Source organism: Acaryochloris sp. 'Moss Beach' (assembly GCF_021497025.1).
Lineage (GTDB): Bacteria > Cyanobacteriota > Cyanobacteriia > Thermosynechococcales > Thermosynechococcaceae > Acaryochloris > Acaryochloris marina_A.
On the sequence record NZ_CP071717.1, the window covers coordinates 3,298,240 to 3,311,832 of the forward strand.

A 13,593-nucleotide genomic window follows, 5' to 3' on the forward strand; every position below is an offset into this window, starting at 1 on the left:
GTAAATACTTCTACCTTGTAGCAATCGGCAAGGACAAACAGCCTCCTGACCTATAATAAAGTGTCTAAAAACTCCTCGATTTGGTCATCTGTATGCCCACTGAATTGCAAACTGAGTTGGCTGATGCGGTAGAAGCTCGTCGCAATTTTGCGATTATTTCTCACCCTGATGCTGGTAAAACCACCTTGACGGAGAAACTGCTGCTTTATGGAGGCGCTATTCATGAAGCAGGGGCAGTAAAGGCCAGACGAGCCCAACGCCATGCCACGTCTGACTGGATGGAAATGGAGCAACAGCGGGGGATTTCGATTACCTCAACGGTATTGCAGTTTGCCTATCAAAATTGCCAAATTAATTTACTAGATACACCGGGTCACCAGGATTTTAGTGAAGATACCTACCGCACTTTAGCCGCTGCCGATAATGCGGTGATGTTGGTGGATGCAGCCAAAGGCTTAGAGCCCCAAACCCGAAAGTTATTCGAGGTTTGTAAGTTGCGATCACTGCCCATTTTTACCTTTATCAACAAACTAGACCGACCTGGGAGAGAGCCCTTAGAACTGCTGGACGAAATTGAGCAAGAGTTGGGACTGCAGACCTATGCTGTCAATTGGCCGATTGGCATGGGCGATCTCTTCCAAGGAGTGTTTGATCGACGCAGTCGAAAAATTCACCTGTTTCAGCGGAGTGATCATGGCAAACGAGAAGCCATCGACACCCAACTGGATTGGGGCGATCCACAAATTGAATCTTTGCTAGATAAGGAACTCTATTCCCAACTCAAAGAAGAGCTGGAACTCATTGAAGAATTAGGGTCTCCCTTAGATCTTGAGCAGGTCCATAACGGCCAGATGACCCCCATCTTTTTTGGCAGTGCCATGACCAACTTCGGGGTAGAGCTGTTTCTGGAAGCCTTTCTCGACTACGCCTTGAAACCAGGGGCCTATGAGAGTACCCAGGGCACGATTGAGCCGACCCATGAGGATTTCTCTGGGTTTGTGTTTAAGCTCCAGGCCAATATGGATCCGAAACACCGCGATCGAGTCGCTTTTATTCGGGTCTGTTCAGGCAAATTCGAAAAAGATATGACGGTGAGTCATACCCGTACGGGCAAAAACATTCGGCTTTCCCGCCCCCAAAAGCTATTTGCCCAAGGCCGTCACTCCTTGGAAGAAGCTTATCCAGGGGATATTATTGGATTAAATAATCCTGGTGTTTTTGCAATTGGCGACACTATTTATCAAGGCAAAAAATTAGCTTATGAAGGGATTCCCTGCTTCTCGCCAGAATTGTTTGCCTACCTAAAAAATCCTAATCCTTCTAAGTTCAAGCAGTTCCAAAAAGGAGTTTCAGAACTGCGGGAAGAAGGCGCTGTACAAATTATGTACTCCGAAGATGAAATTAAACGAGATCCGATCCTAGCAGCGGTGGGACAACTGCAATTTGAAGTGGTTCAATTCCGACTCCAAAGTGAATATGGCGTTGAAACTCGCTTAGAACTATTGCCCTATTCCGTTGCTCGGTGGGTGAAAGGGGGGATGGCCTGCCTTAGAGTCGGTGGGGCGAATCTTTAATGCCATCACCGTTAAAGATAGCTGGGGGGCGCCCTGTTTTATTGTTTAAGAATGAATGGAATTTGCATCAAATGCATGGCGATCATCCTGATTTGGAACTGAGTGCGATCGCACCTTTGGCCATTGATCAAACGATGGTTAGCTAAGGAGTGCATTTCTACCAAAATCTATCCGGCATTTGTTCTATTCCTCTAAAACTTTTAATAAAGTTGTTGTTAAATATGACAATGTGTTCCAAACATGCAGATTGTGAGGTTAATCCCTACAATGTGACAATGAGCATTTATGCAGGGGTACACGACAGAGAATGAGTAGTGGCGAGCTGCAAGGAAATCATCAGTTGTCTGAACGAGAGTTGCAAGTCATTGAACTGGTGGCTTCTGGCCTCAAAAATGAAGAAATTTCTCAGCGATTAGATATCAGCAAGCGAACAGTAGACAATCACATCAGCAATATCCTCACTAAAACCGATACTGACAATCGGGTTGCTTTAGTTCGCTGGGCTTTGCAGTGGGGTAAAGTATGTCTCGATGATGTGAATTGTTGCACCCTACCTCAGGCTGAGCCCTAAAAGATTTTGGCCCTACCCTGTTTGTTTCTAAAGACAGCATTATAGTGACCCACAAAGAATACGATATTCAATGTCCCGGTTTACCCTTAGCGATTTATCGTGAGATTGCTGCCCATTTGCTGCAAGTGGATGGTGTTGAAACTGAGCTGTTGTCCCAAGAAGCCAAACATTTTGATTATTCCCTCAGCCAAATTGGTTGGTTAAGACTTCGCTATCCCCAGGACTTGCCTGGCACTGACCAAGCGCGAATTGATCAAATTCTTGGCTTTTATGCCCAGCGTTATGGTGACTGGATTGCTCGGTCTGATGCAGAATCGACTTCCAGCTCAACCTAATCCATTGGTCTTGAGCGAGAAGTAGCAGCTCCATTTATAACAACTCATTGATCCAGGAGAAGGGATGAACCTGACGTTTGCAGAACTGGCCTCACAGTACAAACAAGCGCTGTTGGAAGATGTCCTCCCTTTTTGGCAGAACCACTCTTTAGATCGTCAGGAAGGGGGCTACTTCACCTGCTTGGATGCCCAAGGCACGGTCTACGATACGGATAAATTTATTTGGTTGCAAAACCGCCAAGTCTGGACCTTCTCTATGCTTTACAATCAGCTTTCGCCAGAATCTGATTGGCTGGAGGTAGCTAGGCTTGGTGCTGATTTCCTGGCTAACAAAGGGCGTGATCAGGAAGGCAACTGGTATTTTGCCTTGAATCGGGCAGGGGAACCCTTGGTGCAGCCCTACAATATTTTCTCTGACTGCTTTGCGGCGATGGCCTTTAGCCAATTTGCGCTTGCCTCTCAGGAAGATGCAGCTAAAGTTGTGGCTCTCCAAGCCTATAACAATGTTCTGCGACGACAACAAGATCCCAAAGGACGGTACAACAAGCTCTATCCCGGGACCCGTTCCTTAAAATCTCTAGCCGTTCCTATGATTTTGGCCAACTTAACCTTGGAAATGGCACCTCTACTCGATGCCACCCAGCTTGAGCAGGTGTTAGATCAGACGGTGCAAGAGGTGATGACAGATTTTCTCGATGCTGAGCGGGGATTATTGTTCGAATCTGTGGCCCCAGATGGCACCCATGTTGATTGCTTTGAGGGCCGCCTGATTAATCCTGGCCATGGTATTGAGGCCATGTGGTTTCTGATGGAGATTGGTCAACGCCGAGGAGATACTGCATTAATTGAACGAGCGGTTGATGTGGTGCTCAATATCTTGGACTTTAGCTGGGACAAGGACTATGGTGGCTTGTATTACTTCTTAGATGCCGAAGGATATCCTCCCCAGCAACTGGAATGGGACCAAAAACTGTGGTGGGTTCATCTGGAAACTTTAGTGGCCTTGGTGATGGGGTACCGCTTGACCGGGCGAGATGAGTGCTGGCAATGGTATCAAAAGGTGCATGACTATAGCTGGTCACATTTTGCCGATTCTGGTCGAGAATGGTTTGGGTATTTAAATCGAGCAGGGCAAGTGCATTTACAGCTCAAAGGCGGCAAGTGGAAGGGTTGCTTCCATGTGCCGAGGGCACTCTATCTTTGTTGGCAACAGTTTGAACAACTGAGTGCCAACCCGTAATGTTCGAGTTAAGGAGAATACCCTTTATACTTTGATGAGTATTTCCACTCAAGATTTGGCGATACGGAGATGGACCATCAGGATAATATAACGGGTCGAGAAACTTAGTGATTTTGTTAAGATTAGTCAGCTCAATAACCGCTCCAGCAATGGCCCAACGGGCCTCAAGACGATAGGACATGGAAGGAAATTTAGAAATTACCCTGTTAATGGTGATCACTGTTGTGGCAGGGATTTCAGCCCAGGTGATTGCTGATTTTCTCAAAGTTCCCAGTATTGTATTTCTGCTGCTGTTTGGCATTGCCATGGGACCCAGCGGCTTTGGGGTTCTTCATCCCAGTCTGCTAGGAAATGGCTTAGAGGTGATGGTCTCTCTCTGCGTGGCTCTCATTCTGTTTGAAGGGGGGCTGAATTTACAGCTGAGGGAGGTGGAAGAAGTTTCCACTAGCTTACGTAACTTGGTGACGGTGGGAGCGCTGGTTACGTTGTTTGGCGGTGGACTGGCAGCCCATTGGCTGAGTGAATTTCCCTGGCAAATTGCTTTTCTCTATGCCTCCTTAGTGGTGGTTACGGGGCCAACAGTGGTGGCTCCCTTGCTCAAACAGGTGAATGCCGACCGCCAGGTGTCTACCCTTTTGGAAGGGGAAGGGGTCTTAATCGATCCCGTCGGAGCAATTTTAGCGGTTGTCGTACTTAATATTGTCCTGCAAGGGAATGCTGATCCGTTCACTATCGTGAGTGGGTTGTTATTGCGCCTGGGGATTGGCGGCATTATCGGTATTGGTGGCGGTTGGCTGTTGGGCCTGTTCTTGAAGCGGGCTCGCTTTCTATCGGAAGACTTGAAAAATCTGTCGGTTCTAGCGGGTCTGTGGGGATTATTTGGGCTATCCCAAGCCTTGATCAGTGAGTCGGGATTAATGACGGCAGTGGCAGCAGGCATCATGCTCAAGATTGCTGATTTGCCTGAAGAGCGCTTGCTGCTTCGATTTAAGAATCAGCTGAGTATTCTGGCGATTTCAGTTTTATTTATTCTGTTGTCTGCTGATTTGTCTATTGCTAGTATTTTTGCTTTGGGCTGGGGGGGAACGTTTACGGTCGCTGCGTTAATGCTGATTGTTCGCCCTTTGAACATTTTGGTTTCGACTTGGTCAAGCGATCTGAATTGGCGGCAAAAAGCGTTTTTATCTTGGGTTGCTCCTCGAGGAATTGTGGCGGCATCGGTAGCCTCATTGTTTGCTATTTCCCTGACTAAGCAAGGTATCAATGGTGGCGACGCCATTAAAGCCCTCGTCTTCTTAACGATTATTTTGACGGTCTGTGTGCAGGGACTGTCTGCTAGATGGGTTGCTGGCTGGTTAAAGGTCCGGTCGGATGAAGCGAGAGGTGCCATGATTGTCGGCTGCAGTCCCTTTGGCAGGACGGTCGCGCATCTGATTAAGAGTCGGGGCGAAGATGTGGTGATGATTGATGCTAACCCTGAATATTGTAAGCAGGCTAAGGCCGAGAATCTTACGGTTTATCGAACCAGTGCCCTCAATATGGATGCTCTGGATAATCTGGGTCTGGCCTCCATCGGCACATTTTTAACAGCCACCAGTAATTCTGAGGTCAACTCGGTATTGGCCCAGCGGGTGATGGAAGAATTTCGGCCGCCTCGGGTATTGGCGGTCTATCCCGATCAGTCTCCAGAAACGGAAGTGGCTGAACCTGCAGAAAAATTGGCGAGTCCAGAGGTGAAGCGTGCCTTTTCTTCTCAGCTCTCCATTAAAGAATGGAATCAGTACCTGAGCACCAATGAGGTCAAAATTACCGATACGGTCTTGGATATGGATGAGCAAAAGTTCAAGCGGCAGCGAGATCATTTGCAGGCTTTAATTAATGCTGGAACGGTTATTCCGCTGCTGGTTCAGCGCCAAGACCAACTGCGTATTGCGAAGGCGGATGAAGAGTGGCAACCTTGCGATCGCATCACCTACGGTCTTCACATCCCCAAACCCAAATTCGGACTCTCTATCCCGAATGAAACCATGCAGGTCCCTTCATAAAAGGTTAGGCGAAATCGCCACAGGCGGAAATTACGCTATCTAAAATATTGGCCAATCGCTGAATATCCTCCGCTATATACCTAAAATCACAGGGAATGGACAGCATTGTAGAGGAGAATTCGAGTCCTTGATCATCATTGAGATCGGTCGGGAGATCCCAAAAAATAGCTGGGTAAACGTGTTCTTGGATCAAACCACTGCGAACATCATCTCGTTGCGTCCTATTGTTAAATCGCAAAACAATTGAAAAGGGATAGCAGCCCTGTTTTAACTGCCCTTGCTCGATATAGGCCTTAACCGAATTGGTAGCTAGTTCATTGAAGGTCTGAAAATTATCCAAACGACGTTGACTGAGTTGAGTAACAGAGAGAACGGATAAAAAATATCGAGAGAGTTCTGAAATCCCTGAAATGCCGCATGCACCACCAATCTCTTCCTCTCCAGCAATGGCTTTCTCTCTAAATTCGGCCTTGTTGATAGGGCCACCGTTTAAATAAATCTGTTTTAAGAACATGCCACTCAACTTATTTTGAACCGCTGAGAGATGACTGACGGTCAGTTCAGGTTCTTTGGGTAGCTCTTCGCCCATTGGTGACCATAAAATTGCCCCATCCGGGAGAGGATATACTTTCCTTAAAGTGGTTAAGCAATAGGTCGCTTGACTGTTTTGTGCCCATGGCCCGATTGGATCATGACAATGATCTTCGATAATGTCGCAACCGGTGTCAGCGGGGGAAAGAATGGCTTCAGTTCCCCTCCAGCCAAAGTAATTTAACCTGAAGAGTACGTCAGAAGAAGAAAGAGTACCCTCAGGTAAACCGGGAGAATTGAGCAGAGGATTATCCTGGTAATACTCAATCGCCAGACCACTATCTGCGATGGCAGCAATAACGTCAGTAATTAAATAGGTGGGGACCCATATCTTTTGCCAACTGCGTGTGTCTTGGCCGTAATTTAGAATTGTTCGAATCGCGGAGCAGCCCGTACCATGTAGCCTTGAGTGTGGGAAAATTTCCTGTATGGTGCCTGCCCCACCTAGAGACTGTAACTCTAAGGTTGATTGCCAATGTAGTTCGCTGCCATATTCCCATCGAATCTGATTAGTATTTTTATTCATGATCTACGAATTTATAGGTCGATATAGGTAAATACCGGGCCATTAGCTGCATGATTTATCACTACTCTTCAATGCATCGGTGTGCTTGCACTTGCATCGATATTTCAACAGATACGATACAGTTGGATTTCCTATAATCTTCGCGTAATGCGATAGCTGTGAATGTAAATCTTGAACAGTATATTTTTGGGGAGGATTATGGCGACTTTAAAGAAAATAGAAAAAGTAAAATTCTTAGGCGAAATACATCAGAAAGAAGATGTTAGTGCTATTGCATATTTTGAAGATTATATGCTGGTCGGGTCTGATGAAAGTCAAAATATCATTAACCTGCTGAAGAGAGAAGATCAAGACTTTAGCTTAGTGTTGGATATTCCTTTATCTCTTGATCATGCGGAAGATGGAGAAATAGATATCGAGGGAATGTCTATTGATGAAGATGGGACACTATATGTGATTGGGTCTCATTCATCGAAGCGAAAAACAATCAAGGCATCAAAAACCTATTTAGCTAACCATCAACGATTGGCAACGGTGATAGCGGAAACGAGAAAAAATACAATCTTTAAATTGAAGTTAGATCCAAAGACAGGTCAGGTTTTAAAGCGAGACGCGAATACTCAACTCAAGACAGTCTTAGAGAAAAATATTATTCTCAATCGCTTTCTCAATATCCCCAGTAAAGAGAACGGAATTGATATAGAAGGATTAGCCATTTACCAAGAAAAGCTCTATTTGGGTTTCCGAGGACCGGTTCTACGAGGCAACTATGTTCCCGTAATGGTCACTGAGTTTGATGATTTGCTGGATTATGAATTGCGGTATGTCCAATTAGATGGGAATGGTATTCGGGATATCACTAGAGTACAGGATGGTTTTCTCTTGATTGCAGGCCCGGTAGGCGATGGTCGGGGGGCTTATCAACTGTATTTTTGGAATGGCGAAGATACTATTCCTGGAGAAGACAGGCCAGATACATCTGATTATTGCCAACTCATTGGTGAGATCCCCTTGCCTAAAAAAATATCCAGAAGCCAAAGCAGAAGGCATTACTGTTCTTGAAAATAAGGGCAAAAAAGTGACTGCCATGATTGTTTATGATGGGGCACCTCAGGGAGCTCCGACTTTATTTAAGCTGGAATTGTGATACTGCAATCGAGTCGGCAGTCAAAAAAATAGGCATTGGTGAGACAGGCTAGATGAGCAATACAGAATTAAGCACATGGCAATTCTGGATTGATCGGGGAGGAACCTTTACGGATATTGTGGCCCAAAGGCCTGACGGCTGCATCGTTCTCCATAAACTACTATCAGAAAACCCAGGCTGGTATCCTGATGCTCCATTGCAAGGGATTCGAGAGCTGATGGGTATTGCTGTGGATCAACCCATTCCTGCAGACCAAATTGCCGTGGTCAAGATGGGAACGACAGTGGCTACCAATGCTCTATTGGAACGAAAAGGCGATCGCACGCTCCTAATCACCACTAAGGGATTCCGAGATGGCCTACGGATTGGCTATCAGAATCGTCCCGATATTTTCGCGCGCCAGATTCAGCTACCAGAAATGCTGTACGAGCAGGTTCTGGAAGTGGATGAGCGGGTTACGGCGGCGGGGGAGGTGTTGACAGCCATTACCCCAACGATTGAAAGTCAAGTCCGAGAAGGTTTGCAAACAGCTTATGACTTGGGGGTTCGGAGTTGTGCGATCTCATTTCTGCATGGCTACCGATATCCCGCCCATGAGCAGCAGGTAGCAGCCTTGGCACATCAGGTGGGATTTACCCAAATCTCCATGTCCCACGCGGTTAGTCCCCTAATCAAATGGGTCAGTAGAGGTGATACCACCGTTGTTGATGCCTATTTATCCCCCATTCTGCGGCGATATGTGGAGCGGATTGAGCAGGAGCTTAGACCTGCGAACTCTGCGGTTGAATCCCAACCCCAGCTTTTATTTATGCAATCGAGTGGGGGACTAACTCCTGCTCAGTTTTTCCAAGGCAAAGACAGTATTTTGTCGGGGCCAGCGGGGGGGATTGTTGGAGCGGTCCAAACCTGTCTGACTGCAGGCTTTCAAAAGCTGATTACCTTCGATATGGGAGGGACTTCTACCGATGTAGCCCACTTTAATGGCGAAGGAGAAGGCACCTATGAACGGGTGTTAGAAACTGAAGTAGCCGGAGTGCGTTTACGAGCACCGATGATGGCCATTCATACGGTGGCGGCGGGTGGTGGTTCGATTCTCAATTTTGATGGGGCTCGATACCAAGTCGGTCCTGAATCAGCGGGGGCCTATCCAGGGCCGGCCTGTTATCGTCATGGCGGTCCCTTAACTGTGACGGACTGCAACGTTATGGTGGGTAAAATTCAACCCCAGTTTTTCCCCCAGGTCTTTGGGACTGAGGGGAACCAACCCCTTGATGTAGAGATAGTTCAACAGGGATTTTCTACCCTCTCAGAAGATATTACTGTTGCGACAGGGGACCAACGCAGTGCCGCTCAAGTCGCAGCAGGGTTTTTGGCGATTGCCATCGATAATATGGCCAATGCCATTAAAAAGATTTCGGTGCAGCGGGGCTATGACGTGGGTGACTATGCTCTGTGCTGTTTTGGTGCGGCTGGGGGACAACATGCCTGTCGGCTAGCAGAAGCCTTGGGCATGAAAACAATTGTGATTCATCCCTATGCAGGTGTCCTATCGGCCTATGGAATGGGGTTGGCAGATCGGCGGGTGTTGAAGGAGCAATCTCTAGAAATTGCTTTGACTGCAGAAGGCATGACAAGGTTGACTGAAGAGATTCAGGGCTTAGGGGACTCAGTACTAACCGAGCTACAAGAGCAGGGGGCTCGTGATATCCATACCTTTGACGTGGTGAAACAAGTTCATCTCCGCTATGAAGGCACTGATTCTTCTCTGATCGTCAACTTCGGTTCCTTAGCAGAGATGCAGGCCCAGTTCGAGGGGCAGTATCAACAGCGCTTTGGTCTGATTCAAACTAATAAAGGACTGGTGGTGGCGACGATGACTGCTGAGGCTGTGGGTAAAACAGCGGCCTTTGAAAAAGTTGCCGCTTCTCAACCTCAAGCAACCCTGCCCATGCAGATCCCTAACATCTCACTCTTTTCAGAGGACCAGTGGTGGGATACGCCTGTTTTTCAGCGCCAGGATTTATCTGCAGGAACGATGATTGATGGCCCTGCTGTGATCTTGGAGCAAACCGGAACCAATGTGATTGAGCCAGGGTGGTCTGCCAGTATCGCCGAGACTGGGGTATTGGTTTTGAAATATCAGTCTAAGCAGTCCCAACAACCGGAAATTCAGGTTGATGTTTTAGACCCGTCAGCTTCTGCCGCTCCTGATCCGGTACGCCTAGAGATTTTCAATAACTTGTTCCAATCCATCGCGGAACAGATGGGATTTACGCTGCAAAATACTAGCTCGTCTGTGAATATCAAGGAACGTCTTGATTTCTCTTGCGCTATCTTTGATAGCCAAGGTTATCTTGTCGCTAATGCCCCCCATATCCCTGTGCATTTGGGGTCGATGGGAGAGAGCATTCAGGCACTGATTGCCGATCAGATGGAACCCTTTCAGCCTGGGGATGTTTTTGTGTCTAATAATCCCTATAACGGCGGTACCCATCTGCCCGATATTACAGTGATAACCCCTGTTTTTGTGGAGGGACAGCCCCTCTTCTTTGTGGCTTCACGGGGGCATCATGCGGATATTGGCGGTATTACCCCTGGATCGATGCCACCCCATAGCATCCACCTAGACCAAGAGGGAGTGTTGTTGGACAATTTTAAGCTGGTAGAGCAGGGAGTATTGCAGGCGGATTGGTTGCGCGATCGCATCTCCGAATCCCCAAATCCCGCTCGCAACCCTGACCAAAATCTGGCGGACTTGCAAGCCCAAATTGCCGCCAATACCAAGGGGGCACAGGAGCTATACCGGATGGTGGATCAGTTTGGCCTTGGTACGGTCCAAGCCTATATGCAACATGTCCAAGACAATGCTGAACAAGCCGTCCGTCGAGTGATCGCCCAACTTTGTGACCAGCGTGCTGCTGGTGAAAGTCTTGTGTCTACCTATCAGGTGCCGATGGATTGTGGCGCAATCATTCAGGTTCAAGTCACCCTCGATCTTGATGACCGCAGTGCCGTTATTGACTTTGCGGGGACCTCTCCTCAACAACCCAGTAATTTCAATGCTCCTCTAGCCGTTTGCAAGGCGGCGGTTCTCTATGTCTTTCGCACCTTGGTTAATACCCCTATTCCCCTGAATGCAGGTTGCCTAAAGCCTTTAGATATCCGTGTTCCCCCAGGCTGTTTACTCAATCCCACCTACCCAGCTGCCGTGGTGGCCGGTAATGTGGAAACGTCTCAAGCCGTGACGGATGCATTGTATGCGGCCCTGAACGTTCTGGCTGCGTCCCAGGGCACCATGAACAATTTCACTTTTGGTAATCAGCAATATCAGTACTACGAAACCATTTGCGGTGGGTCGGGGGCGGGTCCTGGCTTTGCTGGTACTGATGCGGTGCAAACCCATATGACCAACTCTCGCCTGACGGATCCAGAAGTTCTAGAACTTCGCTTTCCAGTGTTGGTCGAGGAATTTTCGATTCGTCCTGAGAGTGGCGGGAAGGGGCAGTATGGTGGGGGTAATGGCGTGATCCGGCGGATTCAGTTTCGAGAGGCAATGACAGCCAATATTTTGTCCGGTCGCCGACAGGTGGAACCCTTTGGTTTAGCTGGGGGGGAGTCGGGCCAAACAGGCCTGAATCAAATGATCCGAGTAGATGGGAGCACCGCAGAACTCGCAGCAACAGATACGGTAGAAGTGGATACGGGGGATGCGATCGCAATCTTCACCCCAGGAGGTGGTGGTTATGGTCCTTCAACAACCTCTACCTAATATCGCCGTCTTCTATTTTTAAAAGGTTCTAGTAGAAAGTTCGCAATCCAGATTGTTTTTCGAAAAATAATGTATTTACAAGACCCATAAATTTCCACAGAATGGGGGGAAAAAAAATGGGCTATTCTAAAACGATGTATACAAAATTGTAATATTTACGACATTAAATTCAATGTTCGGAAAAATCTCATCATTCATTGTGAGAAACTTCGGCGTTTAAATCTATGAAGTATGGTGCAACTTAGAGAAGAATTTTTTAATATTGACTCTGAGCTTTATACTATCTATCTTTCCAATCATCGAACTGCAGAACTACCACCGCTGCCCAGCTTTTACGATATTCCCCAACAAAGCAGAGGTTCAAACTCAGTTGTTGAAGAGTTTCAAGAGCTAATCCCTCCCCAGAAGATTGCTTATGAACGTCTGAAAGGAATGACGATTGCGAGTCAAGCGATTTGTCTTTATGTCGCCTGTGATGAGATTGACTTTCCTCTACGCCTAGAACTGTGGGATGCACCACCTGAGGATCTAGACGAGCAGAATTTATCAAACTGGTTTTATATTGCCGAAGTGAGTTTTGATTTATCGAATGGAGAACTTTATCTTCATGGACTGATGGATCACGATGTTGCCAAACCGATCTATATTGCGCCAGATATCTATCGTTTGCGGTTTTATTTGGGATTTCTAGACACTCTTGATGAGAGCTATACCCTAACGCATTGGTCAATAGCAGAAGATGAAGATGAACTAGAGGATGAAGATGACCTGGAAGATTTAGGTCCGCGTATACAGGATCCAGAACGGAATGTCTGGTGCCGTTTAGTGTTGTGGCCTAGTCCATATAGTCCACCTAGCAGGATGCTATCGCCTCCGTCTTTTAATTAAGTGGAGTTTTCGTGAATCCGTGGAGCATGGAGGATATGGCAAACCATCGATTTTTTGTGAATGGCGATGAATAGGGGTGAACAAGATGATTCCCCATGTGAACCTCGCTGAATGGTTGGATTTTTAAGGACTCATTACCGAAGGACAGACTGTAGCTAGATGGGGTGAGAAACCTTTCCCTACTTGATTTGCACCCCAAGCATTCTTATCTCATGTCGTAAAATTACCGTGCACGATTTGGATCAATATTTTGCCTCATGCGCATATTGTTAAAACCTGCGAAGACTTTACTGGTCCATTGTTTGAATGCTCAGGCAGCTTGAGTTGCTGCATTGGAGAGTGCGACTCCAGTATGTGTTTGTACGATGGAATTAGGTGATAGATACGTATCGATAGTCAAAATCATAGGGAGCACCGAAGAGGAAAGCATTGCGATAGCGATCAAATGTGATTTGCTCCCAATCACCAGAGAAATTCTCAAACTTCCATATGCCCACTTCTCCATGCTCATGGATGAGTGAGGCAATACTATTGTGTAACCGTAATTCTCCAATACCTTCTCGTTTATGAATTGGAGAACCACCCCATAAGCCGATGAATGGAATCTTATGTCCTTCTAAGAGAATAATATTTGCCTTCTCTTGCAAGTCCCATGCTTGATCAATTTCTCTCATAACGCCATTATCCAGTTGATAATAAACAAGAGCATTAAATGAAACCACGTAAAACTGACCATTTTCTGGCACTGTAAACCCCACACACCTGTCTATATAACTAGGGAATTGTATGGTGACTTGTTTCATATCAGTGGATAAATCACGAATTGGCTAACCGTGAGAGAAATAAGTTAAAGCTTAAACAGTATATTTTGAGTATCCCGTGGACTAGTTGGGGCAAGAGCAAAAAT

The 13,593-nt window shown here is 46.8% G+C and carries 9 protein-coding genes and 1 pseudogene; 8 read left to right on the forward strand and 2 right to left on the reverse strand.

Going from position 1 to position 13,593, the window contains the following annotated elements; translation table 11 throughout:
- Positions 1-92: 92 nt before the first annotated feature.
- The 5 genes and pseudogenes from prfC to HRE53_RS15580 all read left to right on the forward strand — a co-directional run bounded on the left by prfC (position 93) and on the right by HRE53_RS15580 (position 5,765).
- Positions 93-1,720 (forward strand): annotated as a pseudogene (gene prfC, locus HRE53_RS15560) (peptide chain release factor 3).
- Between the two features lie 161 nt (positions 1,721-1,881).
- Positions 1,882-2,145 carry a helix-turn-helix transcriptional regulator gene (locus HRE53_RS15565; protein ID WP_010473487.1) on the forward strand — a complete coding sequence of 88 codons (264 nt, stop codon included), beginning with the start codon at positions 1,882-1,884 and terminating at the stop codon, positions 2,143-2,145.
- 44 nt (positions 2,146-2,189) lie between these two features.
- Positions 2,190-2,480: a hypothetical protein gene (locus HRE53_RS15570; RefSeq protein WP_235107106.1), complete on the forward strand. Its 291-nt coding sequence runs from the start codon at positions 2,190-2,192 to the stop codon at positions 2,478-2,480.
- A 64-nt stretch (positions 2,481-2,544) separates the two neighbouring features.
- The gene (locus HRE53_RS15575) at positions 2,545-3,720 is read left to right on the forward strand and encodes an AGE family epimerase/isomerase (protein ID WP_235107107.1); all 1,176 of its coding nucleotides are present in this window, start codon (positions 2,545-2,547) and stop codon (positions 3,718-3,720) included.
- Between the two features lie 179 nt (positions 3,721-3,899).
- Complete coding sequence (locus tag HRE53_RS15580; RefSeq protein ID WP_235107108.1) at positions 3,900-5,765, forward strand: sodium:proton antiporter; 1,866 nt, start codon at positions 3,900-3,902, stop codon at positions 5,763-5,765.
- 4 nt (positions 5,766-5,769) lie between these two features.
- Here the strand turns inward: HRE53_RS15580 and HRE53_RS15585 are convergent, their stop codons facing one another.
- Positions 5,770-6,882 (reverse strand): hypothetical protein, encoded by a 1,113-nt coding sequence (locus HRE53_RS15585; RefSeq protein WP_235107109.1) that lies wholly within the window; start codon positions 6,880-6,882, stop codon positions 5,770-5,772.
- A 198-nt stretch (positions 6,883-7,080) separates the two neighbouring features.
- Here HRE53_RS15585 and HRE53_RS15590 point away from each other — a divergent pair, with 198 nt between their 5' ends.
- The 3 genes from HRE53_RS15590 to HRE53_RS15600 all read left to right on the forward strand — a co-directional run bounded on the left by HRE53_RS15590 (position 7,081) and on the right by HRE53_RS15600 (position 12,686).
- The gene (locus tag HRE53_RS15590; protein WP_235107110.1) at positions 7,081-7,944 is read left to right on the forward strand and encodes a DUF3616 domain-containing protein; all 864 of its coding nucleotides are present in this window, start codon (positions 7,081-7,083) and stop codon (positions 7,942-7,944) included.
- Between the two features lie 137 nt (positions 7,945-8,081).
- Positions 8,082-11,798 carry a hydantoinase B/oxoprolinase family protein gene (locus tag HRE53_RS15595; RefSeq protein WP_235107111.1) on the forward strand — a complete coding sequence of 1,239 codons (3,717 nt, stop codon included), beginning with the start codon at positions 8,082-8,084 and terminating at the stop codon, positions 11,796-11,798.
- A gap of 231 nt (positions 11,799-12,029) precedes the next feature.
- The gene (locus tag HRE53_RS15600; RefSeq protein ID WP_235107112.1) at positions 12,030-12,686 is read left to right on the forward strand and encodes a hypothetical protein; all 657 of its coding nucleotides are present in this window, start codon (positions 12,030-12,032) and stop codon (positions 12,684-12,686) included.
- 371 nt (positions 12,687-13,057) lie between these two features.
- Here HRE53_RS15600 and HRE53_RS15605 read toward each other — a convergent pair whose 3' ends face one another.
- Positions 13,058-13,489, reverse strand: coding sequence for a hypothetical protein (locus HRE53_RS15605; RefSeq protein WP_212664245.1), 432 nt, complete (start codon positions 13,487-13,489; stop codon positions 13,058-13,060).
- Positions 13,490-13,593 lie beyond the last annotated feature (104 nt).